The 24,458-nt window shown below is 75.0% G+C and carries 23 protein-coding genes and 1 pseudogene; 12 read left to right on the forward strand and 12 right to left on the reverse strand.

Features of this window, described 5'->3' with window-relative positions:
• Positions 1–20 precede the first annotated feature (20 nt).
• The 3 genes from ABTY15_RS32780 (at position 21) to ABTY15_RS32790 (ending at position 2,520) form a co-directional block, all read left to right on the forward strand.
• Entirely contained in the window at positions 21–833 is an 813-nt protein-coding gene (locus ABTY15_RS32780) for a Rossmann-fold NAD(P)-binding domain-containing protein (RefSeq protein WP_350603754.1), read from the forward strand.
• 200 nt (positions 834–1,033) lie between these two features.
• Positions 1,034–1,627, forward strand: a complete 594-nt coding sequence (locus ABTY15_RS32785; protein WP_350603610.1) for an anthrone oxygenase family protein — start codon at positions 1,034–1,036, stop codon at positions 1,625–1,627.
• Between the two features lie 257 nt (positions 1,628–1,884).
• A complete protein-coding gene (locus ABTY15_RS32790; RefSeq protein WP_350603613.1) occupies positions 1,885–2,520 on the forward strand; it encodes a polysaccharide deacetylase family protein in 636 nt (211 codons plus the stop codon).
• Between the two features lie 75 nt (positions 2,521–2,595).
• Here ABTY15_RS32790 and ABTY15_RS32795 read toward each other — a convergent pair whose 3' ends face one another.
• Positions 2,596–3,060, reverse strand: coding sequence for a pyridoxamine 5'-phosphate oxidase family protein (locus ABTY15_RS32795; protein ID WP_350603617.1), 465 nt, complete (start codon positions 3,058–3,060; stop codon positions 2,596–2,598).
• 52 nt (positions 3,061–3,112) lie between these two features.
• The gene (locus ABTY15_RS32800) at positions 3,113–3,844 is read right to left on the reverse strand and encodes a sigma 54 modulation/S30EA ribosomal C-terminal domain-containing protein (RefSeq protein WP_350603621.1); all 732 of its coding nucleotides are present in this window, start codon (positions 3,842–3,844) and stop codon (positions 3,113–3,115) included.
• 309 nt (positions 3,845–4,153) lie between these two features.
• Between ABTY15_RS32800 and ABTY15_RS32805 the strand changes: the two genes are divergently transcribed.
• Positions 4,154–5,140, forward strand: a complete 987-nt coding sequence (locus ABTY15_RS32805) for an Acg family FMN-binding oxidoreductase (protein ID WP_350603625.1) — start codon at positions 4,154–4,156, stop codon at positions 5,138–5,140.
• A 131-nt stretch (positions 5,141–5,271) separates the two neighbouring features.
• Here ABTY15_RS32805 and ABTY15_RS32810 read toward each other — a convergent pair whose 3' ends face one another.
• From ABTY15_RS32810 to ABTY15_RS32820, 3 genes are all read right to left on the reverse strand, one after another.
• Complete coding sequence (locus ABTY15_RS32810) at positions 5,272–6,549, reverse strand: NAD(P)/FAD-dependent oxidoreductase (protein WP_350603630.1); 1,278 nt, start codon at positions 6,547–6,549, stop codon at positions 5,272–5,274.
• 82 nt (positions 6,550–6,631) lie between these two features.
• Positions 6,632–7,348 carry a helix-turn-helix domain-containing protein gene (locus ABTY15_RS32815; RefSeq protein ID WP_350603632.1) on the reverse strand — a complete coding sequence of 239 codons (717 nt, stop codon included), beginning with the start codon at positions 7,346–7,348 and terminating at the stop codon, positions 6,632–6,634.
• A gap of 14 nt (positions 7,349–7,362) precedes the next feature.
• On the reverse strand, positions 7,363–8,226 hold the full coding sequence (locus ABTY15_RS32820) for a universal stress protein (protein ID WP_350603635.1): 864 nt from the start codon (positions 8,224–8,226) through the stop codon (positions 7,363–7,365).
• 380 nt (positions 8,227–8,606) lie between these two features.
• On the opposite strand from ABTY15_RS32820, the gene ABTY15_RS32825 reads away from it, so the two are divergent.
• Together ABTY15_RS32825 and ABTY15_RS32830 are read left to right on the forward strand one after the other, a co-directional pair.
• Positions 8,607–9,062 carry a hypothetical protein gene (locus ABTY15_RS32825; RefSeq protein WP_350603637.1) on the forward strand — a complete coding sequence of 152 codons (456 nt, stop codon included), beginning with the start codon at positions 8,607–8,609 and terminating at the stop codon, positions 9,060–9,062.
• Positions 9,059–10,156, forward strand: a pseudogene (locus tag ABTY15_RS32830) (cytochrome b N-terminal domain-containing protein). The gene ABTY15_RS32825 and the pseudogene ABTY15_RS32830 overlap by 4 nt, the downstream one beginning before the upstream one ends.
• A 43-nt stretch (positions 10,157–10,199) precedes the next feature.
• On the opposite strand, the gene ABTY15_RS32835 reads toward ABTY15_RS32830, so the two are convergent.
• A complete protein-coding gene (locus ABTY15_RS32835) occupies positions 10,200–10,733 on the reverse strand; it encodes a flavodoxin family protein (protein ID WP_350603640.1) in 534 nt (177 codons plus the stop codon).
• 124 nt (positions 10,734–10,857) lie between these two features.
• Complete coding sequence (locus ABTY15_RS32840) at positions 10,858–11,703, reverse strand: universal stress protein (protein ID WP_350603641.1); 846 nt, start codon at positions 11,701–11,703, stop codon at positions 10,858–10,860.
• A 205-nt stretch (positions 11,704–11,908) separates the two neighbouring features.
• On the opposite strand from ABTY15_RS32840, the gene ABTY15_RS32845 reads away from it, so the two are divergent.
• Positions 11,909–12,526 carry an Rv1733c family protein gene (locus ABTY15_RS32845; RefSeq protein ID WP_350603644.1) on the forward strand — a complete coding sequence of 206 codons (618 nt, stop codon included), beginning with the start codon at positions 11,909–11,911 and terminating at the stop codon, positions 12,524–12,526.
• A 70-nt stretch (positions 12,527–12,596) separates the two neighbouring features.
• Here ABTY15_RS32845 and ABTY15_RS32850 read toward each other — a convergent pair whose 3' ends face one another.
• On the reverse strand, positions 12,597–13,493 hold the full coding sequence (locus ABTY15_RS32850; RefSeq protein WP_350603648.1) for a universal stress protein: 897 nt from the start codon (positions 13,491–13,493) through the stop codon (positions 12,597–12,599).
• A 259-nt stretch (positions 13,494–13,752) separates the two neighbouring features.
• Here ABTY15_RS32850 and ABTY15_RS32855 point away from each other — a divergent pair, with 259 nt between their 5' ends.
• The gene (locus ABTY15_RS32855) at positions 13,753–15,438 is read left to right on the forward strand and encodes a GAF domain-containing sensor histidine kinase (RefSeq protein WP_350603757.1); all 1,686 of its coding nucleotides are present in this window, start codon (positions 13,753–13,755) and stop codon (positions 15,436–15,438) included.
• 25 nt (positions 15,439–15,463) lie between these two features.
• On the opposite strand, the gene ABTY15_RS32860 is transcribed toward ABTY15_RS32855, so the two are convergent.
• The 3 genes from ABTY15_RS32860 to ABTY15_RS32870 all read right to left on the reverse strand — a co-directional run bounded on the left by ABTY15_RS32860 (position 15,464) and on the right by ABTY15_RS32870 (position 17,767).
• Positions 15,464–15,880 (reverse strand): pyridoxamine 5'-phosphate oxidase family protein, encoded by a 417-nt coding sequence (locus ABTY15_RS32860; RefSeq protein ID WP_350603650.1) that lies wholly within the window; start codon positions 15,878–15,880, stop codon positions 15,464–15,466.
• 148 nt (positions 15,881–16,028) lie between these two features.
• Positions 16,029–17,045, reverse strand: coding sequence for an Acg family FMN-binding oxidoreductase (locus ABTY15_RS32865; protein WP_350603652.1), 1,017 nt, complete (start codon positions 17,043–17,045; stop codon positions 16,029–16,031).
• Positions 17,046–17,140: 95 nt separating this feature from the next.
• On the reverse strand, positions 17,141–17,767 hold the full coding sequence (locus ABTY15_RS32870) for an Rv1733c family protein (protein ID WP_350603654.1): 627 nt from the start codon (positions 17,765–17,767) through the stop codon (positions 17,141–17,143).
• Positions 17,768–18,243: 476 nt separating this feature from the next.
• On the opposite strand from ABTY15_RS32870, the gene ABTY15_RS32875 reads away from it, so the two are divergent.
• The 3 genes from ABTY15_RS32875 (at position 18,244) to ABTY15_RS32885 (ending at position 22,675) form a co-directional block, all read left to right on the forward strand.
• Complete coding sequence (locus ABTY15_RS32875; protein ID WP_350603657.1) at positions 18,244–19,059, forward strand: universal stress protein; 816 nt, start codon at positions 18,244–18,246, stop codon at positions 19,057–19,059.
• 146 nt (positions 19,060–19,205) lie between these two features.
• Positions 19,206–21,929: a bifunctional acetate--CoA ligase family protein/GNAT family N-acetyltransferase gene (locus ABTY15_RS32880; protein WP_350603659.1), complete on the forward strand. Its 2,724-nt coding sequence runs from the start codon at positions 19,206–19,208 to the stop codon at positions 21,927–21,929.
• A complete protein-coding gene (locus ABTY15_RS32885) occupies positions 21,926–22,675 on the forward strand; it encodes a CBS domain-containing protein (RefSeq protein ID WP_350603663.1) in 750 nt (249 codons plus the stop codon). The genes ABTY15_RS32880 and ABTY15_RS32885 overlap by 4 nt, the downstream gene beginning before the upstream one ends.
• 16 nt (positions 22,676–22,691) lie before the next feature.
• Here the strand turns inward: ABTY15_RS32885 and ABTY15_RS32890 are convergent, their stop codons facing one another.
• On the reverse strand, positions 22,692–23,516 hold the full coding sequence (locus ABTY15_RS32890) for a universal stress protein (RefSeq protein ID WP_350603667.1): 825 nt from the start codon (positions 23,514–23,516) through the stop codon (positions 22,692–22,694).
• A gap of 238 nt (positions 23,517–23,754) precedes the next feature.
• Between ABTY15_RS32890 and ABTY15_RS32895 the strand changes: the two genes are divergently transcribed.
• The gene (locus ABTY15_RS32895; RefSeq protein ID WP_350603671.1) at positions 23,755–24,450 is read left to right on the forward strand and encodes a CBS domain-containing protein; all 696 of its coding nucleotides are present in this window, start codon (positions 23,755–23,757) and stop codon (positions 24,448–24,450) included.
• The last annotated feature ends 8 nt before the right edge of the window (positions 24,451–24,458 follow it).

The raw sequence follows: 24,458 nt of genomic DNA on the forward strand, positions 1-24,458 counted from the left end.
CGGGTGCTGGGGTTCTGCCGGTGGATGCGGGTGTGGTGCTGGTGGTCGGGGGGACGGGGAAGACGGGGCGGCGGGTGGCGGAGCGGTTGTCGGCGTTGGGGTACGGGGTGCGGGTGGGGTCGCGGTCGGGTGCGGTGGGGTTCGACTGGCAGGACGAGGGGACGTGGGAGGGGGCGTTGGAGGGGGTGAGTGCGGCGTATCTGACGTATTACCCGGATCTGGCGTTTCCGGGGGCGGTGGAGGCGGTGGGGGCGTTCGCGCGGTTGGCGGTGGAGCGTGGGGTGCGACGGTTGGTGTTGTTGTCGGGGCGTGGTGAGGAGGCTGCGGAGGCGGGGGAGAAGGCGGTGATGGAGGCGGGGGCCGCGTGGACGGTGGTGCGGTGTGCGTGGTTCAACCAGAACTTCAGTGAGAGTTTCTTCCTGGATCCGGTGCGGGCAGGGGTGTTGGCGTTGCCGGTGGGGGGTGCGGTGGAGCCGTTCGTGGATGCGGATGACATCGCGGATGTGGCGGTGGCGGCGTTGATCGGTCCGGGGCATGCGGGTCGGGTGTACGAGTTGACGGGGCCGCGGTTGTTGTCGTTCGCGGAGGTGGCGGTGGAGTTGTCGCGGGCGACGGGTCGTGAGGTGCGGTTCGAGGCGGTGTCGGCGGGGGAGTACCGGCGGGTGTTGGACGAGGCGGGGTTGCCGGGGGAGTTTGCGGAGTTGTTCTCGGTGATCCTGGACGGTCGTAACGCGTCGTTGGGGGACGGGGTGTGGCAGGCGTTGGGTCGTGCGCCGAAGGACTTCGCGGAGTACGCCCGCGAGGCCGCGGCCACCGGCGTCTGGCAGGTGTGAACCGCGGCGGCCGGGCCGACCGGCCCCCCTCCCGCCCCTCCGTCCGTCCACTGGTCCACACCACTGATCGTCGGCACCGGGCGTCGCCCGCTTCCTGAACTCCCGCCCGGGCCGGCTCCGGGAGGGGGCGGGAGGCGGCATCCGGTGCCGTGAGGGTCCCCGCGCAGGGCGGGGACCGGGGAGAAACCGAAGGAATGCCGATGAGCTCGCACCAGACCCCGACTCCAGCCTCCTACACCACCCCGCCGGCCTACGGCGCCCTCGGCGGCCCGGCACCGGCCGCCCCCGCCACCCGGAGCAAGGCCGCCGGGCCCGTCCTGGTGGGCGCCACCATCGCCATGGGCCTGATGGCCGGCCTGTTCTTCGCCTTCGACGTCTCGGTGATGCCGGGCCTGGCCGCCGGTGACGACCGGACCTACGTGACGGCCATGCAGAACATCAACAAGTCGATCGAGAACGGGCTGTTCGGGCTGGTCTTCGTCGGTGCCTTCGTCGCCACCGGCGTGGCGGCCTGGCTCCAGCACAAGGCCGGCCGGCGGCAGGCCGCGCTGTGGGCGGCCGCGGCGACCGTGCTCTACGTGGCCGCGCTGATGGTCACCATGGGCGTCAACATCCCGCTCAACAACGAGCTGGCGCAGGCCGGTGACCCGTCCCAGATCCACGACTTCGCCGCCGTGCGCACCAAGTTCGAGGGCACCTGGGTGGCCACCAACATGCTGCGCACGCTGCTCTGCACGGCCGGTCTGGTGTCACTCACCCGGGCGCTGGTCCTGCACGGCCGCGGCTCGCGCTGAACACCCCGGCCCCGCACCGGGGTCACCGCCCCCGGCGAACCCCGCCGGGGGCGCTCGGCGTCAACCCCCCGAGAGGCTGGCCGAATTCACCTCCGGCGGGTCGCGACCCCGCCCCGGGTCGGCGCAGACTGTCCGGTACCGGGGAGCTCCGAGACCAGGGGGTGGCCATGTCCGCACGAACCGGCAGGCGCACGGGAGTTGGACGGACGGGAGTTGGACGGACGGGAGTTGGACGGACGGGACGGTTCAGGACCGCGATGGGTGCGCTGGCCGTCGCCCTGACGGCCGCGGCGGCGGTCGCGATCCCGGCCGCACCCGCCGAGGCGGCCTCCGGCAAGGTCGTCTACCTCACCTTCGACGACGGGCCCAGCCCCACCTACACGCCCAGGATCCTCGGGATCCTCTCCCGGTACGGGGTGCGGGCGACCTTCTTCGAGATCGGGGAGAACGTCGCCGCGCACCCGGCGATCACCGCCCAGGTCGCCCGGCAGGGCCACAGCGTGCAGAACCACTCCTGGTCGCACCCCGACCTGCGCCGGCTCTCCGGCTCCGCCGTCTCCTCCCAGATCGCCGGCACCGACCGGGTGATCCGCGCCCAGACCGGGCGGACCCCCACCTGCCTGCGGCCGCCGTACGGGGCGGTGAACTCCACCGTCCGCTCCCGGGCGGCCGCGCTCGGCAAGCAGGTCGTGCTCTGGTCGGTGGACCCGACCGACTGGTCGCGGCCGGGTACGGCGGCCATCCAGTCGCGGGTGCTGAACAACGTCCGACCGGGCTCCGTCATCCTGCTGCACGACGGCGGCGGCGACCGCAGCCAGACCGCCGCCGCGCTGCCGACGATCCTGTCCACCCTGAAGGCCCGCGGCTACACCTTCGCCACCCTCTGCGGCTGAACCGGCCGGACCGGCTGGACCCGCTGAACCGGCCGGACCGGCCGGACCAGTCGGACCGGGCGAACCGGCCGGACCCTAGTCGCGGGGGACGAGCCGGAAACCGGTGACCATCTCCGGGCTGATCCGCACGATGTGGTCCATGGCCCCCTCCACCCACGGGCTCAGCAGCGCCCGGTGCCGGGCCACGGCCACGGGGTCGGTCACCATGCGGGCGTAGCCGGTGACCACCACGCTCCACCCCAGACGGGTGTGCGGGTCGATCGCGTCCACCTGGTAGGCGGTGACCGCCCCGGGCGCGTCGGTGACCGTCGACGCGATCGCCGCGCCCTCCGGCGTGCAGAAGACCACGCAGCCGTCCAGGACGGCATGGTTGACCGGGCGGACGGCCGGCAGGGCGTGATGGGTGAAGACCACGCGCCCGAACGGCACGCTGCCGACCAGTCGCAGCGCCTCCTCCTCCGCCAGCGGGACCATCCGTCTCGGCACCTGTTCCCGGTGGCCGCGGGTCATCACCTGGCGGCGCACCGACTCGTCACTCATGTCCTCACCTCGCTGGTCCCGGCGGTCGCTTCGCGAAGCGCGTACCGCCTGCTCACGCCTTCCCTGCAATCAGGCCCAGGTGGCCGTCGAAGCGCCGGTACAGCACCCTTCCGCGCCCGCTGACCGGGTGCGCGAAGAACAGGAACGGCAGTTCGGCGTCCACCAGGCGTCCGACGGCCTGGGCCTCACTCAGACGCGGCGCGGCACACGGGCTGAGCGTGAGCGGCACGGAGCCGCGCCGGGGCGGGGCCGCCGCAGTGGTGCGGGCCAGCCGGTAGCCGGTCGGCCCCACCCGGTAGACCACGGCGTCGGTCTCCGTCGCCGGGTCGGTGAACAGGTGGATGTCGTAGTCCATCGCGTCCATCGTCCGGGTCGCGGCCTCCGGGGAGCACCACACCAGTGACGGCTCCTTGACCCGTACCACCTTCGGGCCGCCGCCCGCAGGGACGGCGACGACGGCCGCACCGCGACGCGGGGCGAGCGGCCACGGGCGCGGCGCCCAGCTCCCCGTGACGGCCCCGATCCGCTCGCGCAGCGCCTCCGTCACCCGGTCCAGTGCCTCGCCGAACCCGGCCGCCTCCTGGATGCGGATGCGGCGGCCGTCGACCTCGGCGTTCACCTGCGCCAACACCCCGCCGGCGACGCCCTCCAGCCGGATGCGCAACGCCTCCACGAGAGTGCTCACGCCGGCGGCGGCGGCCACGGCCGCGATGCGGGCACGAGCCTCGGCCAGGATCTCGTGCGGAAGGCCCTCGAACGCCTTCACCGTGATCGCCTCGCCCATGGGTCCAGGCCTTTCTGCTGACTGCCGGCCGATCTGTCTGCGTCCGTGCGGCCACAAGGATCACCCCAGGCCAGCCCGGTCACAAGGGCCCAACGACCCCGATGGTCCCGGGACCTCCTGGCCCTGGCACCTCCTCGCCCCGGCGCCTGCTCGCCCCGGCACCGCCTCGCGCACCGGGGACCACCGGCACGCGGCATTCGGTGCCGCTCGGCCGTGGGCGAAGGGCCGTTGGACCCTCGCCCGGCACCACCGGCCCGGCGGATGCTCGTATCACCGGCGCTCCCCGCCGGGAGCTGGGAGTGAATGACCATGACCACCGAAACCGCCCTCACCGCCACGGACCTGCGCCTGCTGGCCGAGGCCGGTGGCGCGGCGCCGTCGCTGCACAACAGCCAGCCCTGGCGCTTCCGCCCCACCCCGGACCTGCTCGGCCTGGAGGTCCATGCGGACCCGCGCCGGGCCGTCCCGGTCGCCGACCCGGACGGCCGGGCGCTGCACATCTCGATCGGCGCCGCCCTGTTCAACCTGCGCGTGGCCGCCGCCCACCTCGGCCGCGAGGCCGGCGTCCGGCTGCTGCCGGCCGGCGCGGGCGTGCAGCCGTGCGCCGTCGTCGACCTCTCCGCGCCGGCCCGCGCACCGGAGCCGTTCGGCAAGGACCTCTACCGGGCGATCGCCGCGCGGCACTCCAGCCGACAGCCGTTCACCAACCGGGACGTCCCCGAGGCGCTGGTCGCCGACCTCATCTCGGCCGCCCAGGCGGAGGGCGTCACGCTCACCATGCTGGAGGAACACGGCGTACGGCGGGTCCTCGCGCTCACCTCCGAGGCCGAGGGGCGGATCGCCGCCGACCTCACCCGCGAGAGCGAGACCCGCCGCTGGCTGCGCCTGGAGCCGTCCTACGACGGCATCCCGCTCGCCGCCCTCGGCTCGCACGACCACGACGCCCGCGTCCCGATGCGCAGCTTCACCGGCCACCCGCCGCACCACACCACCCCGGCGGGACGCTTCGAGGCACTGCCGCAACTCGCGATCCTCACCACCCACTTCGACCACCCGGCCGACTGGCTGCGCACCGGTCAGGCGATGGAGCGGGTCTGGCTGCTGGCCACCGTCCACGGTCTGCGCGCCTCCGTGCTGCACCAGGCCGTCGAGATCCCCGACACCCGCTGGCGTCTGCGCGACCCCGCCGACGGCCCCGCCCACGCCCAGCTGGTCCTGCGCCTCGGCTATGGCCCGCCCGGCGCCGCCAGCCCGCGCCGCCCGGTCGAGGACATCCTCGACACCCCACAGGCGTAGCGGGACCGACTGAACTCCGTGCCGGGAGCTCCAGGCCCCCGGCACGGAGTTCAGTCGTAGCTCCGGCGAGTTCAGTCGTAGCCACTGACCGGTCGGTCAGTGGCTACGTCAGTCGGGCCCGGTGGCGCCGGTCAGTCGGGCCCGGTGGCGAGGGTGCGTGCCATGCCGTCCAGCGCGAGCTCCATCGCCTGCCAGGGGCGTCCGCTGTGGAACGGCCGGCCGGCGCGGAACTGGACGGGAAGGTACAGGCCGAGGGTCTTCTTGCCGAGGCGCCAGAGCGGGGAGGTGCCGACCCGGTAGCGGTCTCCGGCGTCGGCCGCGACGCGCACCGGGTGGGCGGGATCGCCGGTCTCCTCCAGCGGCACCTGGGCGAAGGTGGCCCGGTCGAACATCTCCATCACGCACATGCTGATCGGTTCGAACGGCCGCGGCCGGGCGAGCAGTGCGGGATCGACCATCGTGGTGATGTGCTCGGCCACGGCGTGGGCCTGGAGGAAGGCCAGGAAGGCCTGCTTCACGGGGAAGTCGCCGGCGTCGCCCGGGGCGTAGATCTGCGGGTGACCGTGGACCTGGCGGGTGACGGAGAGGGTGGTCAGGAAGCCGCGGTCGTCGCCGGGCAGGCCGGGGTGGTCCACGGCGGCGACGTAGGGCGGGAAGGCGACGAGCAGGTCGTACGGACGGGTGGTCCCGTCGGTGTAGCGGACCTCGTCGGGGCCGACCTTGTCGACCACGGCCGAGGTGTGGCCCTCGATGCCCCGGACCGCGAACTCGTGCTCCACCACCCGGTGCAGGCGTGGCCCGAAGGCCTGGATGTAGCCGGACTCGTAGGTGGTCCAGGTGAGGTGGACGTGCGAGCGGAGCTCGGCCCGGCGCAGCCAGGTGTCCAGCATCAGCGCGATCTCGTACAGCGGCCCGGCGCACTTGTTGTTCGGCGGTACGAGGAAGAGCACCTGCCGGTGCTGCCCGGCCTGCGCCGCGTCCTTGAGCTCCTGGAACCGTCGGCCCAGCGAGCGCATCTGCCGGGGCGTCCAGACGGACTGGGCGTGCTCGGCGAGGCCCGGCACCTCCTGCGGGTGCATCGCGGCACCGGTGGCGAGGACGAGGAAGTCGCCGCGCAGCCGGGTGCCGTCGGTGAGCTCCACGGCCAGGGCGTCGGGGTCCACTCCGGACACCGAGCCCTGGTGGAAGGCGATGTGGCGGCGGAACAACGGGTCGGGGAGGCGGATGTGCAGCGGGGCCTCGTCGGCGCCGAACGGGAGGTAGATGGTGTTGGGCTTGAAGAGGAAGTCCTCCCGGTCGGCGGCGAGCGAGATGCGGACGCGGTCGCCGAGCAGGTGGCGGAGGCCGAAGGCCGTCTCCAGGCCGGCGAAACCCCCGCCCACCACGAGAACACGTGGCTTCGCGGTCATCGTCGAAGCTCCTTCCGGTCGCGAACGGACGTTGGCACACAAGGGACGTTGGAACACCAAGGGACGGTGGGAACGCGAGCCGCTAGTCGAACGTCGTGTATCCGGAGTCGACGACGGGCGGGCCGTCGGGGCGGATGCTCCGGCCCGTGATGCCCGTGGGCCGGATGCGCATCCAGGTGTCCCGGATGCCGCCCGCCCAGGGGTGGGGGTTGGCGTGCTTCCTGAACCAGCGCACGGCCTCCTCGTCGGAGACGATCGAGACGGTGCCGTTCAGGAGCACGCTCCAGCCGGTGGCGAACACCTCGTCCAACTGGTCGGCCTCGAAGGCGACGTCCTGGTCGGCGGCCCTGGCGAGCTCGCCGTCCGCCCTGGTGCGGTAGACGACGGTGGCGTCGACCACGCGGTAGTTGACGGGCAGCGCCGCCAGGCCGTGCGGTGTCGACAGCACCACCCGGCCGACGCCGCCGGGGGCGAGCCTGGCCCAGCAGGCCGCCGGGTCCAGGTCCTCCAGCCGCACGCGGGCGTTGCCGCGGGACCGTCCGGACGGGGCGTCGACGCCGCTGCCGAGCAGACAGCCGACCGTCGTGTCCAGCGCGTCGGCCAGCCGGATCAGCGTGTCGACGCCGACCGGGACGGGGTTGGTCTCCAGGTACTCCAGGAACCCCGGGTCCAGGCCGCTGCGCGCCGCCACCAGCTCACGGCTCAGCCCGAGTTGGGTGCGGCGGTGGGAGACCCGGCGCCCGAGGTCGCCGGGATCGGCCGGGCGGGAGTGCGCCCGGTCCTGGTTCGTGGTCTTCATGGCAACCTCCCTGTTCAGGCCGGGGCGCCGTTCGGGACGATCACCAGCGGGACGGTGCACCGGTGCACCAGGGCGCGGCCGGTGGAACCGAACAGCAGGCCGCGGAAGCCACCGAGACCCCGGCTGCCGATCACCAGGCAGCGGGCCCGGGTCGCGACGGCCGCCAGCATCGGGGCCGGGGAGCCGGTGAGCACCTCGTGCCGCACCCGGATGTCCGGGTACTTCTCCTGCCAGCCGGCCAGGGATTCGGACAGGTCCACCAGGCTCTCCTCGACCAGGTCCGGCTGGACGGCCTCGGCGGTGCGCCGGACCACCACGGCCTGGACGTCGGCCCCGGCGAGCGAGGCCTCCTCGAAGGCGAAGCCGATCGCCGCCCGGGACGCCTCGGAGCCGTCCACCCCGACCACGACGGGACCGGGGCCGGACACGTCCTCCGGCGGTTCGGGGACGAGGGCGATCGGGCAGGGCAGGTGGCCGACCAGGGACGCTCCCTTGGAGCCGATCGGCAGCGCGGAGTGCGCCTCGGTCAGCCGGCGGACGCCGAGGACGAGCTGCGCGGCCTCCTCGGCCGCCTCGCGCAGCACCCGCACCGGCCTGCCCTCGACCAGCCTGGGCGTGATCTCCAGCCCGGGGTGCCGTTCGGCGGCCAGTAGCCGGGCGGTGTCCAGCAGCGTGTCGCCGGCGGCCCGGAGGCCGATCGCCCAGTGGTGGCCGGCCTCTCCCTCGGGTCGGCCGGTGGGCCATTCCTGGGCGTGCAGCAGGTGCAGCGGCAGACCGCGCCCGGCGGCCTCGTCCGCGGCCCAGCGCACGGCCCAGCGGCTCGCCTCGGAGCGGTCGACGCCCACGATCACCGGGCGGCGGGTTTCGAAGCCGTTCATCGTGGTCTCCTTTCGGCCCCGGCCGGCGCCGTCACCGGCTCTGTGCGAAGCCTTGACCACCCTCATCGTGGGCCGCCGCGACGCGGGGACGGGAGGGCCGGTCGGGCCCGGGCAAGGGGCCAGTGGTCCCCGACGTCCCACGAGGCGGTCCCCGGGCCGCCGACTCCACCGACCGGACGGGTGACGCGAAGGCGCGTCGGTCCCGCTCGGTGCCGGGCGGTGGGGAAGGCTGCGCGGCAGGGACGGTTGTGACGTGTCGGAGGTGGGACGTGGGGCAGGGTGGCTCGGGTGCGCTGGTGCGGCGGGTTCTGACGGCTGCGGCAATCCTGTTGCTGACGGTGGTGCCGATCGGACCGGCCAGGGCACACGAGGGGGAGAGCATGCAGGCGGCGGTGCTGGTCGAGCAGGCGCTCGCGCTGATCGCGAACGACGCCCCCGTCGACCACGTCGCCGAGCGGATCCACGACGCCACGGAGGCACCGGACCAGACGGGTGTGGACGGGGCCAAGGTCCGGGACGCGTTGGAGCTCGTGGAGCGTCCCGACGCGGGGGAGCAGGAGATCGCGCAGGCACGCGGGCTGCTGCTCGCGGCGGTCGGCGGCCGGCTGGCCAGTGCACCGACCGCCGGGCCGGCCGTCGGCACCGAGACCGGCACGAGCGTGGTTCTGGACGAGTTCCGGCCCGCACGGGGGATCAGGAACGGTGGCGACATCGCCCTGCTCGTCCTGGGCGTTGCCGCGATGGGCAGCGGACTGTTCCTGGCACGGCGGTGGAGGCCGCCACACACCATCCGCGAGCTGGAGCACCGGGCCGTCGGGAAGGGGGACCCGCGATGACCGCCGGACCCGGGGCCGGGAACGCCGCCGCTCCCCAGCCCCCGCGGGCCTCGCAACCCGCGAGGCCCGGGTGGTGGCGGCGCGCCGTCGACGCGGTCGACGAGCGGTTGGGGATCAAGGCGCTCGCCTACCCCGTTCCCGAGCACGCCAACAACCTCACCTGGAGCCTGGGCGGCCTCACCGCGGTCGCGTTCCTGACACTGCTGGTCACCGGCGTCTACATCACGCAGTTCTACACACCCGTCCCGGAGACGGCCAACCAGTCGGTGCGGGACCTGGCGGTCGACGTGTGGATCGGCTCCTTCGTGCGGGCGCTGCACTTCTGGGCCGCGCAGGCGATGTTCGTCCTGGCCCTGCTGCACCTGCTGAGGGTGTTCCTGCACGCCTAGTACAAGAGGCCCCGCGAGGGCAACTGGGTCGTCGGCGCCCTGATGTTCCTGCTGGCCTACCTGGCCGTGTTCACCGGCAGCGTCCTGAAGTGGGACCAGGAGGGCTACGAGGCGCTCACCCACAACATCGACGTGGCCAAGCTCCTCGGCGGGCTGGGAATCTGGTTCACACCGAAGCTGACCAGCCGGGTGCCGATCCTCCTGCGGCTCTTCTCCGGCCACGTGGTGATCATCCCCGGGCTGATCCTCATGCTGGTCGTCCTGCACGCGCTGCTGGTCAAGCGGCTCCGGATCTCCTCCCACCCGGACATCCCCGCGCCCGAGCTGGAGGTCTCGGAACCGTTCACCGCGCACCTCAAGAGGGTTGCGGCATTCGGGCTGGTCCTGGTCGGCGGGCTCTCGGTGCTGGCGGTCCTGGTGCCGCCGGTGGTCGGGCCGACGCCGGTGGACGGTATCGAGATCACCAGGCCGCTCTGGATGTTCTGGTGGTTCTTCCCGTTCGAGCAGTGGTGGGGGATCGGCTCGGTCGGCGTCGCGATCGCGGTCCTGTTCGTGCTGATCCTCCTGGTGCCCTTCCTCGACCGCGGCCCTCGCCGTCGTTGGCGGGAGCGGAAGGTCACCGTGGCGATCGCGCTGCTGGTCCTGCTCTTCCTGGTCGCGATCACCGTCGAGGTGTGGATCAACAACCCGAAGGGCCACGCCTGACCGCCCCCGGCACGCGCCGGGGGCGGCACGGCTCCGGCGGTGGTCAGACCAGGCCCGCCCCCCAGGCACGGGCGCGGTCGAGTTCGCCGGCGCGCAGCGGGCCGTCGCTGTCCTCGACGATGAAGCCCTCGGGCTCGACGACCAGGTCGTACGAGTGACCGGACAGGCGGTTCGCGATGCCCTTGGCGGCGCCTCCGGCGTGGGGCGAGGCGACCCGGGTGTCGAAGGCGGCGGCGTAGGTGCCGGGCTCGGTCTTCGGGAGGTCCTGGAACCAGTGCCGAAGGCCCGGGCCCTCGGCGGTCTCCCGGGCTTCGGCGGCGGCCTCCTCGTGGCCTGCCTTGTGCCCCTCGGCGGAGGCGGCCATCCGGCGGCTGAGCCCGGAGGACATGCCGCGCATGTGGGTCGGGCCGCCGACCACCAGCAGGTCCGCCGTGCGGGTCACGTCGTTGCCGGCCTCGGTCAGCGGGAGGCAGTCGACGGCGGCGCCGGGATCGGCCTGGTGGACGCCTTCGGCGATGGCCTCGGCGATCTCGCGTGTGTTGCCGTACATGCTTTCGTACACGATCACGGTGTGCATGGCTTCCACCTTTCACTCATCACCACCAGGCTCGCGCGCTGGTTGCTCTCCGGTCGTGGGCCGTTCGGCCCGGTCGGCCCGCCGGGCGGTCCCCGCAGGGCGGGGGCTTCACGAAGCGGGGCCTTCAGCTGTGGGGGACGACCGCGACCGGGCAGCGGACGTGGTGGATCGCGGCGTGCGCCACCGGCCCGAGGTGGGCGCCGAGCGGTTTCCGCCGGAGGCGGCGGCCGAGGACGACCAGCCGGGCCGTCGACGCGGCCTCCACGAGGACGACGGCGGCCTTGCCCCGGACGAGATCGGCCGCCACCTCCACCCGCGGGTAGCGGGACCGCCAGGGCTCCAGGACCTCGGACAGGCGGCTCCGTTCGACGGAGGACAGCTCGCCCTCCCAGCCGCCGACCGCGTCGGACGCCAGGTACTCGCTGCCGGCCGGCGGGGACCAGACGTGGACGATCCGCAGCGGCGCAGAGCGGCGGGCGGCGGCCTCGAAGGCGAAGGCGAGCACCTTGTCCGCGGGGCGCGCCAGATCGAGTCCCACGAGCACCGGGCCGTCCGGCCCGCCCTCGCCGGCCCGGACGAGTACCACCGGGCAGGCCGCCCGGCCGAGCACCTCCTGGCTCACCGAGCCGATCAGGAAGCCGTGCACAGGCCCCAGGCCGCGGGAGCCGAGTGCCAGCAGGGTGGCGCTCTCCGCAGCGTGCCCCAGGGCCTCCGCGGGCTCGCCCCTCAAGTGCGCGGACGTGACCGGCAGGCCGGGCCGCGCAGCGCGCAACTCCGCTTCACGGGCGGCCAGTTGTTCACGACTGTGGCGGTACACCTCGTCACTGCCGACGACGTCCCGGGTCGGCCAGGGCCAGGCCTGGAGGAGTTCGAGGGGAAGCCCACGGCGCCCGGCCTCGCGGGTGGCCCACTCGGTGGCGGCGAGGCTCTCGGGCGAGCCGTCGAAGCCGACGACGATCGGTCCGTTCACGATGTCCTCCGAAGCGGTCGGGCCGCAGCGAGTCGAGGGCGGCGCCCGGCCCTCCATACCCCCATGGCACCACCGCAGGCCGGGTGCGGCAGGGGGCCGGACGGTCCCCGACGGCGGGGCCGACCGGCCCTCGGGCGGCGGGCGCGGGCTCGGCAGACTGGGACGACGGGACCACCCGCCGTCCCCGGCACGGAGGAGGCGCGTCATGTCCGCCGCAGCCACCACACCCGGGCAACCGGCCTCGCGCACCTCGCTGCGCCGGCACGTCCGCCGGGCCGTCGGCCGGGACGACAATCCGCTCTGCCGCCCGCTCGACCGGGCGTACAGCCGCCTGGTGACGGCATTCGCCCTGACCGTGCTCGCCACGTTCGCCCTGGCGGTGGTCGCGGCGCTGCTGCTGTACCGGGTGGAGGCGCGGACCGCGCAGGGGATCGCGGGGCACCGGCACCTGGTCACCGCGGTGACCACGGGCCCGGCGCCGGCGGACGATCTGCGGGCGGGCGGCTCACGGGCCTACGCCCCGGCCCGCTGGACGTACCCGGCCGGGCCCGGCGCCGGGAGCATCCCGGTCCAGAGCGGCACGCCCACCGGGACGGCCGTCCGGATCGGGGTCGACGACGCCGGGAACCCGATCGGCGCGCCCAAGGCGACCGAGCGGATCCTGTCGGACGCCGTCCTGGCGGGCCTGGGCACCGTCTCCGTGCTCGGGCTGGGCGCGGAGGGCGCCTTCGCGCTGCGCCGCCGTGCGCTGGACCGGCGGGCCGAGGCGGACTGGGAGTCCGCCTGGCAGCAGGTGGAGCCGGGCTGGTCCGGGCGCCGGTGACGAGCCGTAGGACCGCCGGTCCGGGGGAGCGCGCCGGCGGCCGTGGCCGGGTCAGTGGTGCGGGACGACGTCAGTGGTGCGGGACGACGGCGACGGGGCCGTGGGCGTGGTGGAGCACCGACTGCGCCACCGAGCCCAGCCGCGGGCCGGCCGTCGGGTGCTTGGGGGCGCGTCGGCCGAGCACGACCAGGGACGCGCTGCGGGAGGCCTCGACGAGCATCCTGGCCGGACTCCAGGGGCAGACCTCCACCTCCGTCCGGACCGTCGGGTACTTGTCCTGCCAGCGCGCCAACGCGTCCTGGAGCCGCAGCTGTTCGGCCAGGGCGAGGGACTCCCGGATCTCCCACTGCTCCACCGGCGCCTCCGTGGTGTACGCCGGGTGCGAGGTGTCACGGCTCTCCAGCACCCGCAGCCTCGCGCCGGTGTCGGCCGCGTGCTGGAAGGCGAAGGCGAGCACGGCGTCGCACGGCCGGTCGCCCTGCACGCCCACGACGACGTCCCGGGGCACCGCGTCCGCCACGACCGCCCCGTCCGTCCCGGGGGACGTGTGCGGTGCGTCGGAGCCGGCGCGGACCAGTACCACGGGGCAGTCGGCGCGGGCGGCGGCACGCAGCCCGACCGAGCCGATCAGCAGGTCGGCGAAGCCGCCCAGGCCGCGCGAACCCAGCACCAGCAGCGCGGCCCGCCGGGAGGCGGCGGCGAGCGCGTAGGCCGGGTTCCCGGGCACGGTCTCGCAGGAGACCTCCAGGCCGGGCAGCCCGGCGGCGATGCGGTCGCGGATCGCGGTGACCGGCGCCGGGATCCCGCCCACGCCGTCGAGTTCGCGGGCGAGGGCGTCGGCCTCGGTGCCCCCGACGTGGACCATCCGGAGGGTGCGTCCGGTCCGGCGGGCTTCCCGGGCGGCCCACTCGGCCGCCGCCGCGCTCTCCACCGAACCGTCGATCCCCACCACCACGCTGTGCGACATCTCTGTGACCTCCTTGGTCGTCCTTCGGCCGCCGCACCGGTGTGCGGTGTCGTCCGGTGACCAGACTCGTGGCCGGTACGTGGTCGCGGACAGGGGTCGTGCAGCCCCTGCCGGGTACCGAAGGTCCCGGGACCGGCCGGGTCCGGGCAGGGCCGGAAGTCGGGTGGGGCCGCCCCGCTGTCCTGCCTTCTCTGCGAGAATCGGGCGCGCTGGCGTGGATGAGGAGGAGTCTGTGGGCAGGGAGACGGTGCGGTCGCGGATGCCGCAGCTCCGGCTGGACGAGTTGCTGGAGGAGCTCCAGGCACGGATCGATGCGGCCCGGGGCACCCGGGACCGGGTGCACAGCCTCCTGGAGGTGGTGCTGTCGGTCGGTCGTGAGCTGGATCTGACGCAGGTGTTGCGGCGGATCGTCGAGGCCGCGGCCGTCCTGGTGGACGCCCGGTACGCGGCGCTCGGAGTGATCGGGCCGGACGGGGAGACGCTGTCGCAGTTCCTGACGGTGGGGCTGACGGAGGAGGAGATCGCCAGGATCGGCCCGTACCCGACCGGCCGGGGCCTGCTGGGGGAGCTGATCCGTCACCCGGCGCCGCTGCGGCTGGAGGACCTGTCGGCGCACTCGTCGTCGGTGGGGTGTCCGATGCACCACCCGGTGATGCGGTCCTTCCTCGGGGTGCCGGTGCGGGTGCGTGACGAGGTCTTCGGCAACCTCTACCTGACCGACAAGCAGGGCGGCGAGGAGTTCGACGCCGACGACGAGGCGGTGATCGCCACGCTGGCCGTCGCGGCCGGGGTGGCGATCGACAACGCCCGGCTGTACGAGGAGGCGCGGCGTCAGCAGCGCTGGCTGAGTGCGAGCGCGGAGATCACCCGCGCGCTGCTGTCCGGCGGCTCCCGCTCGGAGGTGCTGCACCTGATCGCGCAGCGGGCGCGGGAGATCACGGGTGCGGACCTGGCCGACGTGTGCGTGCCGGTGGCCGGGACCGGCACGGTGCGGGTCGAACTGGCGCTGGGCGGCGACACGGCCGGCCGGGCGGGACTGGCGGTGCCGCTGGAGGGGTCGCTGCCGGGTGCGGCCTGTTCCACCGGGGTGCCGGCGACCACGGCGGACCTGGCCGGCGATGCGCGGGAGTCCGCCGGGGCGCACTGCTTCGACGGGCTGGGGGCGGCGGTCGCGGTGCCGCTGGGTCGGGCCGCGGGGCAGATCGACGGGGTGCTGCTGCTGGCCAGGGAGAGCGGCGGGCCGGAGTTCACGGATCGGGAGATCGGCCCGCTGCTGGGCTTCGCCGACCAGGCGGCGCTGGCCCTGGAGGTGGCGGAACGCCGCCGGGACGCCGAGCAGTTGGCGATGCTGGAGGACCGCGACCGGATCGCCCGTGACCTGCACGACCTGGCCATCCAGCGGTTGTTCGCCACCGGGATGACGCTGCAGAGTGCCGCTCGTTTCATCGAGCACCCGGGTGCGTCGGACCGGGTGCTGCGCGCGGTGGGGGACCTGGACGAGACCATCAAGATCATCAGGTCGACGATCTTCGGGCTCCGGGCCCGCGAGGAGGCCGCCGGCCAGGGGCTGCGGGCCCGGGCGGTGCGGGCGGTGGAGCAGGCGCAGGCCGTGCTCGGTTTCGCGCCGCGGCTGAGCATGGAGGGCCTGCTGGACACCGACGTCCCGTCCGAGGTGGCCGAGCACGTCCTCGCGGTGCTGGCCGAGGCGTTGAGCAACGCGGCGCGCCACGCCAAGGCGGGTCGGGTCGAGGTCGTGCTCCAGGCCACCGGCGGGCGGGTGGCGTTGTCCGTGCAGGACGACGGCGTCGGCATCCCGGAGCAGGGGCGGCGCAGCGGTCTGCGGAACCTGGCGGAGCGGGCCGAGCAACTGGGCGGGTCGTTCGCGGTCGAATGCCCCGCGGAGGGTGGTGCCCGGCTGGTCTGGTCGGTCCCGCTGCCGGTCTGACCCCCGGGCCCCGGGTCGCCGGTGCTCAGGCCGGAACGTCCGGGAAGAGCACGCCGGCGACCAGTTCGGGCCGGATCCGGATCGACACCTGGCCGGGCGGCCGGTCCGTCGGCGCTTCCGCGGCGGCCGGCGCCCCGGCGGGATCCGCCGAGACGTCCGCCCGCCCGAGCACCGTCACGCTCCAGCCGGTGCCGTCCGCCTCGTCGACCTCACCGGCCTCGAAGGCCACCACCGCGCCGGAGACCGCTCGCACCAGCTCGGAGTGGGCGGCGGCTCGCAGCAGCACGCTACCGTCGACGCCGAGCCGGTAACGGATGGGCAGGACGGCCGGCAGGGCGCCGACCGTGTAGACCACGCGGCCGACCGAGGCACCGGCCAGGAGGCGGAGGCAGCGCCGCTCGTCCAGGGCTGCCGGGGCGGTGGGGATGTGGTCGGGTTCCATGGTCTCGATTGTTCGTGTCGAGTGCGGGGCTGACGAGGGTCGTTCGGTCCCTGCCCGGTCCCCGAGTGGTCCCGGACCGGGAGGCCCATCGGCGGGCCGGGAGTTCCACCGTCCCGGCCGCGCCGACCGGCGGACGGATCGCGGCCGGTCACCGTACGGCCACCGGGGTGCGTACGGCCGACGGGGCCGCGGTCCGTTCGAGCAGGGCGGTCGTGGGGTGCCGGGGGGTCGGGAAGCCGGCCGGTCCGTAGCCGATCCGCAGCAGCATCTGCGGGGTGACCTGCTCGTGCTCGGCGCCGGCCATCCGGCTGCGGAGGTCCGGCCACTCCAGCGCCTGGTGCATCATCGAGGCGCGCAGGCCGTGGAGGGTGAGCAGCAGCAGCGCGTGCTGGAGGGCCTGGCCCGCCCGCAGCCAGTCCACCGGCCGGTCGAGACGGGTGGTGAGCAGGAACAACTGGGGGTCGGGTTCGAACTCGGCGCGCCCCCGGGGCAGGGCGTCCGGAGGGCCGGCGAACCCGCGCATCGGCAGGTGGCCGGCGGAGTCCCGCAGGCCCAGGGCGTAGGCCGGCAGGCCGGTGGCCCCGCCGGGGGTGGCCAGCCAGCGGAGGCTCTCCGCCCTGCGTGCCGGGCAGGCGGTGGCGCGCTCCTCGGCCTCGGAGGTCAGGCCGAGGAGCCGGGTGCGCTCGGCACGGCCCGGCCGGTGCAGTTCCGCGCCGTCGAACCGGACGGCCTCGGCGAGCTCGGCGAGGACGGCTTCGGGCACCGGGGTCGGGGAGAACGGCAGGCGGCTGCTGCGACGGCGCCAGATGGCCCGGTAGAGGTCGGACCGCCGTAGCCGGGCGGCGCGCGGAGCCCCTGCCAGCCGGACCGTGGCCAGCAGACCGGGGACGTCGGGCCTGGGGAGGAGACGGACCACGGGTTCCCAGCCCAGGTGGGCGGCTGCCGCCGCGAGGTTGCACAGGGCGGCGCCGACCGAGAGGTGGACCGCCCGGGCGTCCAGGTCCGGGTCGGGCAGGGTGTGCGGCTCCGCCGCGAACACCTCGAAGACACGCTGCCGCGCGTCCAGACGGAACCGCCAGGGCTGCGAGTTGTGGATGGACGGGGCGGCGGATGCCGCAGCGACGATCGCGTGCGCGATGCCGTCGTCGAGAGGTTGTCCCGGCATTTCCGGATCCTTCCTGCGGCCTGCTGCCGCCGGCGTCGAGATCGAGATCGAGAGCCGTGCGAGGGGCGGACGGGGTGGAGGCGAGGTCGGTGCGGTCAGCGAGTGCCGCGGCCGGTCCAGACCGGTTCGAACCGGGTCCAGGAACGCTGCCAGAGGCGGTCGGCCCGGCGGTCCAGCACGCTCAGCCGCGCGCTGAGGACCATCCCGATCAGGACGCCGAGGGCGGCCAGCACGGCCAGGCCGAGCGCGACGGCCTGGGCGGTGAGGTCCGACGGGCTGGGCGGCGCGGGGGCGGCCCGGTCCTCGTCGTCCACCCAGACGCGGGTGACGGTGCCGGTCTGGGCGGGCCAGCTGACGTCGACCGGACCCGTGGCGTGCTGCCCGGACGCCGTCGTCCACCTGACGGTCGCCCGGTAGTGCGTCGCGGAGGCGCCGCCGATCACCAGCCGTGCGGGGGAGAGGACGACGGCGTCCAGCTGGTGCCGGTGTGCCGTGGTCAGTTCGGCGCTCCGTCGGCCGTGGGCGAGGTCGACCAGCGAGACGCCGGTGCTCGCCGCCGCGGCCAGGGCGAAGGCCAGCGCCGCCAGGACCAGGGCGATGCTGCGGGACCGGTCCACCGGCCGGCCGAGCGGGTTGCGTTCGACGCCGAGGGCCCGGCGCAGGTGACGCCGCCCCGGACGCACGGGTGCGGTGGGCCGGGTGGGTCGCGAAGCGCTGCGCATGTCCATGAACTCCTTCATCAGGGGCGCGACGGCCGCGCGGAGGGGCGGCGCCTGGTGGCGGCCCTGGACACTCTCGCGGGCGGAGCTGACGGCGACACAGGGCCCGATGGACCCGGACGCGGGCCACTGGTCCCTGCTGGTTGTGCGGTGTCAGCGCGCGCCGGCGCGACGCGCCCTGCGCCGGACGCGCCCCGCCCGGAAGGCTCCGGACCCGGAAGCCGCACGTCGGCGCGGGACCCGCAGGCCTCCCGCGCCCGGGACGGGGGGCGGCCGGACCAGGGACCGACGGCCCTGCTGCGTGGTGAACCCCGCCCCGGAGGATCACGGCCGAGGACGAACGGTCCCCGGCCGTGGGGTCGGTGGTCCCGGCCCGAAGGCACCGGTCGGTCCTGTCGCCGGACGGGTGCGGAGCGTGACGATGGAGGCGCCCATCGTGAGCGGCCCGTCCGTTCACGCGTCGAGAGGAGATGGTGGTCATGGACCTCCCCGTCACCGTCGGGGTCGACGGTTCGTCGGAGAGCCTGCGGGCGGCGGCTCTGGCCGCCGACGAGGCGCTGCTGAGGGGGCGCGCGTTGCGCGTCCTGCACGCCCTGCCGTTCATGCCGCACCTGCTGGCGGGGCGCGACACGCGGCCCCGGGGCGGCCAGTGGGGCGTGCTGGAGGAGGTGCGGCACGTGCTGGCCGTCCGCCATCCGGAGCTGCGGGTCTGGGCGGAAGAGGTGCACGACGTCGCCACCGCGGCGCTGGTGGCGGCGGCGGACGACGCCGAGCTGCTCGTCCTGGCCGCACGCGGGGACGGCGGCTTCTCCGGGCTGCGGGTGGGGGCCACCGCCCTCCACGTCGCGGCCAGAGCGGGCTGTCCGGTCGTCGTGGTGCCCAGAGCGGATGGTCCGGCCCCGCAGGACGCCGTCCTGGTCGGGGTGGACGCCCGGCGGCCGGCCGAGGCCGCACTCGAGTTCGCCTTCGACCTGGCCCACCGTCACGGCCTGCCGCTGCGCGCGCTGCACGCCTGGCCGCCGGGGGATCCGGCCCGACGGGAACGCCTGCGACGCTCGGAGGGCGAACTGCTCGCCGCCTCGCTCGCACGCTGGCAGGACGCGCACCCGGACGTGCCGGTGATCCAGGACAGCGAGCCGGGCGGCGCGGGGCAGGTGCTCGTCGAGGCCTCGGCGAAGGCCCGGTTCGTGGTGCTGGGCCGCCGGAGCTGCCTGCCGGTGGGTCGGCTCGGGCCGGTGGCCCACGCCGTCCTGCACCACGCCGAATGCCCCGTCGCCGTGGTGCCGGACGCGTAGGGCCCATCCGGTGGACCCTGCCGGGCCCGACACCGCTTCGATGCCCTTCGGCGGCACCAGCGGGGCCGGACGGCCCTCCCCGGGGCCGGACCAGGTGTGGACGCTGGAAGCGCAGCACGGGGCCCACGACCGAGGAGATGCCCACCATGTCCACAGTCCACCCGCCGCAGACCGCCGTCGAGGCGCTGCTGGCCGACGGCACCACGGTCGAGATCCGGCCGCTCGGCCCGCAGGACCACCGGGCCGTCCTCGACCTGCACACCGACGGGATGTCCGAGGAGAGCCGCCGGATGCGGTTCTTCGGGGCCAGCCGCAACGCGCCGACACAGGCGGCCGACCGCCTCTGCGGGCCGGAGCGCCCCGGCCTGCTGGCCCTCGGCGCCTGGGCGGGCGGGGAACTGATCGGCGAGGCGGACTGCGAGCTGCTGGACGACCCGCCGGCGACGGCCGAGCTGGCGCTCGCCGTGGCCGACCGCTGGCACCACCGGGGCGTCGCCACCCTGCTGCTGGAACACCTCCTGCACGCCGCACGGGCCGCCGACATCCGCTTCTTCGAGGCCGACACCCTGTTCGGCAACCGGGCCGTCCACCAGGTCTTCGCCGGCCTCGGCCTGCCCGTTCAGCACCACGTCGAGCAGGGCGAGGTCAGGGTCCGGGTGCCGCTGGACGAGTCGGACGAGCGCTACCGTACGGCGGTGGACGAGCGCGGCCGCCGCGCCGACGTGGCGAGCCTGGCGGCGCTGCTGCGCCCGGCCTCGGTGGCGGTGATCGGGGTGTCCCGCCGGGAGGGCACGGTCGGGCGGACCGTTCTCGGGAAGATCCGGCAGGGCGGCTTCACCGGAGCGGTCTGGGCGGTGAACCCGCACGGCGGGGAGATCGACGGCGAGCCCGCGTACCCGTCCGTCGGCGCGCTGCCGGCCGTGCCGGACCTCGCCGTGCTGGCCGTCCCGAGCGCGGCGGTGGGGGAGGTGGCGGAGGAGTGCGGCCGGGCGGGCGTCCGGGCGTTGGCGGTGCTCACCTCCGGACTCGGCCGCGAGGACGCCCGGCGGCTGATGCGTGCCTGCCGCCGGTACAGCATGCGGGTGGTCGGCCCGAACAGCCTCGGCCTCGCCCAGACCGACCCCGCCGTCCGGCTGGACGCCGAGTTCGGCGGGGCGTTCGCGAGGCCCGGAACCGCCGGGGTCGCCGTGCAGAGCGGCGGGGTCGGGATAGCGCTGCTGGAGCGGCTGGCCTGGCTGGGCGTCGGAGTGTCGAGCTTCGTCTCGCTCGGCGACAAGTACGACGTGAGCGGCAACGACCTGCTCCAGTGGTGGGAGGCCGACGGCCGCACCGACCTGGCGCTGCTCCACCTGGAGTCCTTCGGCAGCCCGCGCGCCTTCGCCCGTACCGCCCGCCGGGTCACCCGCACGATCCCGGTGCTCACGGTCGACGCCGGGCGCTCCACCGCCGGCCGCCGGGGCGCCGCCTCGCACACCGCGGCCGCCGCCACCCCCACCGTCGCCCGGGAGGCGCTGTTCCGGCAGGCCGGCATCACGGCGGCCCGCAGCATCGACGAACTCGTCGAGGCTGCCGCCCTGTTGCACGCCCAGCCGCTGCCCGCCCCACGTGGCGCGGTCGCCGTGGTGTCCAACGCGGGCGGCATCGGCGTCCTGGCCGCGGACGCCTGCGCCGAGGCCGGCCTGATGGTGCCCGAACTCCCGGAGCACCTCGCCGAGTTGCTGCCCGCCGGCGCCTCCGTCCGGAACCCGGTGGACACCACGGCGGCCGTGCATCCGATCGAACTCGCCCACTTCCTCCGAGCGTTGGAGCGCGAGCCGGACATCGACGCGATCCTGGTCTGCCTGGCGCCGACGGCGCTCCGCACCGGTCGCGACCAGGACCCGTTGCACGCGCTGCTGGAGGGACCGGCCAGGCGCCGCGTCCCGGTCGCCGCCGTCCTGCTCGACCAGCAGGTCCCCGTCCGCTACTTGGGCTGCGCCGACGGCGGCGTGCTGCCGGTCTACTCGGACACCGCGGCTGCCGCCCGCGCCCTCGGCCACGCCCGGGACCGCGCCCGCTGGCTCGCCGAACCGTTCTCCGAGCCCGCCGCCGCCCCGGACTGTGACCGGCGGACCGCCCGCGCCCTGGTGGAGCGCTTCCTCACCGCCCACCCCGAGGGCGGCTGGCTCGACCCGGTGTCGACCACCGAGCTGCTGGAGTCCTACGGGCTGCCGCTGACCACCACGGTGTGGGCCCGCGACGAGCACACGGCGGTCGCCGCCGCGGCCGGGCTGCGCCGGCTCGGGTACGAGGGAAAGGTGGCGCTGAAGGCGTACTGGCCCGGGCAGGTGCACAAGAGCGTCGCGGGCGCCGTCCGCACCGGCCTCGCCACCGACGCCGACGTGCGCACCGCCTACCGCGAGTTCACCCGCCGCTTCGGCCCGGAGCTGGCCGGCGCGGTGGTCCAGCCGATGGCCACGCCCGGGGTGGAACTGCTCGCGGGCGTGGTCCAGGACCGGGTCTTCGGCCCGCTGGTCGTCCTCGGACTGGGCGGCACCGCCACCGAGGTGCTGGCCGACCGGGTGGCCCGGCTCGCCCCGCTGAGCGAGCGCGACCTGACCACGATGGTCGCCGAACTGCGCAGCGCGCCACTGCTGTTCGGACAGTACGGTGGGCCGGCCGTCGACCTCGCCGCGGTGCGGTCCGTCCTCGCCCGGCTGTCCCGGCTCGCCGAGGACTTCCCGGAACTCGTCGAGGCCGACCTCAACCCCGTCATCCTCCGCGCAGACGGCGCGGCCTGCGTGGACGCCCGGGTCCGGCTCGAACCCCGGCCGTCCTTCGACCCCTACCTGCGACGACTCCGCCGCCCGTCGGCGGCCGAGGGGACGTGAGCACCGTGAAGCACAGCATCCTCGACGGCTCGCCGGCCGACACCTTCCCGGCCTCCGGACCCGTACGGCCCCCGGGCCGGACCACGGTCGGCGCCTGCATCAGCCGCCCCCGGCCGTCGGGCACGGGGCTCCCCGTCGGCGTCGCCGTCACCCCGGACACCGACTTCGCCACCGTCGCCGCCGTGCTGAGCGCCTCCCGACGCGGCATCGTGCCCGTGGTCTCCGCCGACGGCACGGTCACCGGCGTGGTCGCCGCCTCCGACCTCCTCGCCGCCTACGCACAGCAGGATCCGCAGCGGGACCTGCGCGCCCGCGACCTCATGACCACGCCGGCGATCACCGTCACCGAGGAGACCGGCGTCGCCGCGGCGGTCACCCTGCTGAGCCGGAACTCGTTGCACCACCTGCCCGTCGTGGACGGCGGCGGCCGGCTGATCGGCCTGCTCTCCGCGCACGACCTGCTGGACGCCCTGCGCCGCGACGACGAGGCGATCCGCGCCGAGGCGCTCGCCCTCGCCCTCACCCCCGGCACCGGCCTCGTGCCCGGCTCGCTGCACATCCGCTGCGAACGCGGCCGGGTCTCCGTCACCGGTCGCACCCGCACCCGCGGCGACGCCGCCGCCCTCTGCCTGCGGATCGCCCGCATCGACGGCCTCACCGCGCTGACCGGCCGGCTCAGCTGGGACTTCGACGACGGCGACTTCGGAGACGGCGACTTCGACGACCCCGGGCCGCCGCCCCGCTGACGGCCGTCCGGCCGGATCACACCGGTACGACCACGACCGGGCACTCGGCGTGCTGCACCACGGCCTGGCTGGTGGAGCCGAGCCGGCCGAGCGGCCCGCTCGGCTTGCCACGCCGACCCACCACGACGAGCCGGTGCCCGGAGGCCGCCGCCACCAGCTCCTTCGCCGCGCCGGAGCGCACGACCGACGTGGTGACGGCGACACCCGGGAACCGCCCGCGCCAGCCCGCCAGCACCTCGGTGAGCAGGCGCTGGTGCTCGGCCTCGACGTGTTCCTTCTCGTACACCGGCGGGACCTCGTGCCCGGGGCCCATCACCAGCGGATTGCTCCAGGCGTGGAGCACCACCAGCGGCAGCGACTGCCGCTGCGCCGTCTCGAAGGCGTACGCGAGCACCGGGCTCTCCTCGTCCCTGCCCTCGACCCCGACCACCACGCCGCCCTCGGCCCCGCCCACGGCGCCCGGTGCGTGGTGCACCACGACGACCGGGCAGGGCGCATGGGCGGCGGCATGGAGGCTGGTCGAGCCCACGAGGAGCCTGGCGAAGCCCCCGGACCCCCGGGCACCGACGACGAGGAGCGCCGCGCCCGCCGCCGACCCGGTCAGCGCCTCGCGCGGCGGTCCGTCCACCAGCTCGGCCGTGACGGTGACCTCCGGGTACTGGGCGGCGACCCGCACCCACTCGCGGTCGAGCGTCTGGGCCTCGTCCGGGTCGGCGCCGCCGTCCCGGGCGTGCACGAGCCGCAGGTCGGCCCGGCGCCGGGAGGCCTCCTCGGCCGCCCAGTCGACCGCGGCCCGGTTCGGCTCCGACGGGTCCACGCCCACCACGACGAAGGGGTTCATCACCGGCACCTCCGTACCGCGTCGTCGGGCCCCGCCCTGTCGTCGGGCCCGTCCTCAGGCTATGCCGCTCATCGGACGAGCACCCGCTCGCCCGAGCGCGGTGCCGCCCGGACGCGTGGTCCTGGGACGCGTGGTCCTGGGTCGAACCGCCCCTGGCGGCAGGGACCGTACGGCCCTGTCCGGCGGCCGCCGGTGGGTGGACAGTGAAGGCGGGACCACCGGAGGAGGAGTGAGGACGATGCAGCACCGCAGCGTCAACGACGTGATGACCCGTGAGGTCGTCACCGCCACGCCCGACACGCCGTTCAAGGAGGTCGCGGCGCTGTTCCACCGCAATGACATCACGGCGATCCCCGTCGTCGACGACCAGCACCGGCCGCTCGGCATGGTGTCCGAGGCCGACCTGATCCGCAAGGAGGCCGTGCTGCCGGACCCGGAGGGCCGGTACCCGGGCCGCTGGCTGGACGCGAAGGACCGCGCCCGCGCCGAGGCCGAGACCGCCGGCGGGCTGATGACCAGCCCCGCCGTCACCGCCCGCCCCGGCTGGTCGGTGCCCGAGGCGGCCCGCGCCATGGACAAGCACAGGGTCAAGCGGCTGCCCGTGGTCGATGAGATCGGCCGCCTGGTCGGCATCGTCAGCCGTCGGGACCTGCTCCAGGTCTTCCTGCGCCACGACGCGGCCATCCGGGACGAGATCAACCACGACGTGCTCGGCCAGACCCTCTGGCTCGCCCCCGAGGACGTCGAGGTGGCGGTGCACGACGGCGTCGTCACGCTGAAGGGGCGGCTGCCGCGCCGCAGCATGATCCCGATCACCGAACAGCTCTGCCGTGCCGTGGACGGCGTGGTCGCCGTCCACACCACCCTCGACTGGTCCGAGGACGACACCGACCCCGCCCTGGAGCACCCCCGCGCCTACCGCGCGGCGTCCTAGGAGGCCAC

Source organism: Kitasatospora sp. NPDC097643, from assembly GCF_040302625.1.
GTDB lineage: Bacteria > Actinomycetota > Actinomycetes > Streptomycetales > Streptomycetaceae > Kitasatospora.

Coding starts and splice junctions, on each gene's coding strand:
- ABTY15_RS32870 (WP_350603654.1), bottom strand. CDS start 17,767: ATGCGCAGCGCTTCGCGACCCACCCGGCCCACCGCACCCGTGCGTCCG.
- ABTY15_RS32800 (WP_350603621.1), bottom strand. CDS start 3,844: ATGGGCGAGGCGATCACGGTGAAGGCGTTCGAGGGCCTTCCGCACGAG.
- ABTY15_RS32875 (WP_350603657.1), top strand. CDS start 18,244: ATGGACCTCCCCGTCACCGTCGGGGTCGACGGTTCGTCGGAGAGCCTG.
- ABTY15_RS32815 (WP_350603632.1), bottom strand. CDS start 7,348: ATGAAGACCACGAACCAGGACCGGGCGCACTCCCGCCCGGCCGATCCC.
- ABTY15_RS32895 (WP_350603671.1), top strand. CDS start 23,755: ATGCAGCACCGCAGCGTCAACGACGTGATGACCCGTGAGGTCGTCACC.
- ABTY15_RS32820 (WP_350603635.1), bottom strand. CDS start 8,226: ATGAACGGCTTCGAAACCCGCCGCCCGGTGATCGTGGGCGTCGACCGC.
- ABTY15_RS32835 (WP_350603640.1), bottom strand. CDS start 10,733: ATGCACACCGTGATCGTGTACGAAAGCATGTACGGCAACACACGCGAG.
- ABTY15_RS32805 (WP_350603625.1), top strand. CDS start 4,154: ATGACCACCGAAACCGCCCTCACCGCCACGGACCTGCGCCTGCTGGCC.
- ABTY15_RS32790 (WP_350603613.1), top strand. CDS start 1,885: ATGGGTGCGCTGGCCGTCGCCCTGACGGCCGCGGCGGCGGTCGCGATC.
- ABTY15_RS32810 (WP_350603630.1), bottom strand. CDS start 6,549: ATGACCGCGAAGCCACGTGTTCTCGTGGTGGGCGGGGGTTTCGCCGGC.
- ABTY15_RS32845 (WP_350603644.1), top strand. CDS start 11,909: ATGTCCGCCGCAGCCACCACACCCGGGCAACCGGCCTCGCGCACCTCG.
- ABTY15_RS32795 (WP_350603617.1), bottom strand. CDS start 3,060: ATGAGTGACGAGTCGGTGCGCCGCCAGGTGATGACCCGCGGCCACCGG.
- ABTY15_RS32865 (WP_350603652.1), bottom strand. CDS start 17,045: ATGCCGGGACAACCTCTCGACGACGGCATCGCGCACGCGATCGTCGCT.
- ABTY15_RS32850 (WP_350603648.1), bottom strand. CDS start 13,493: ATGTCGCACAGCGTGGTGGTGGGGATCGACGGTTCGGTGGAGAGCGCG.
- ABTY15_RS32880 (WP_350603659.1), top strand. CDS start 19,206: ATGTCCACAGTCCACCCGCCGCAGACCGCCGTCGAGGCGCTGCTGGCC.
- ABTY15_RS32890 (WP_350603667.1), bottom strand. CDS start 23,516: ATGAACCCCTTCGTCGTGGTGGGCGTGGACCCGTCGGAGCCGAACCGG.
- ABTY15_RS32825 (WP_350603637.1), top strand. CDS start 8,607: ATGCAGGCGGCGGTGCTGGTCGAGCAGGCGCTCGCGCTGATCGCGAAC.
- ABTY15_RS32855 (WP_350603757.1), top strand. CDS start 13,753: ATGCCGCAGCTCCGGCTGGACGAGTTGCTGGAGGAGCTCCAGGCACGG.
- ABTY15_RS32860 (WP_350603650.1), bottom strand. CDS start 15,880: ATGGAACCCGACCACATCCCCACCGCCCCGGCAGCCCTGGACGAGCGG.
- ABTY15_RS32785 (WP_350603610.1), top strand. CDS start 1,034: ATGAGCTCGCACCAGACCCCGACTCCAGCCTCCTACACCACCCCGCCG.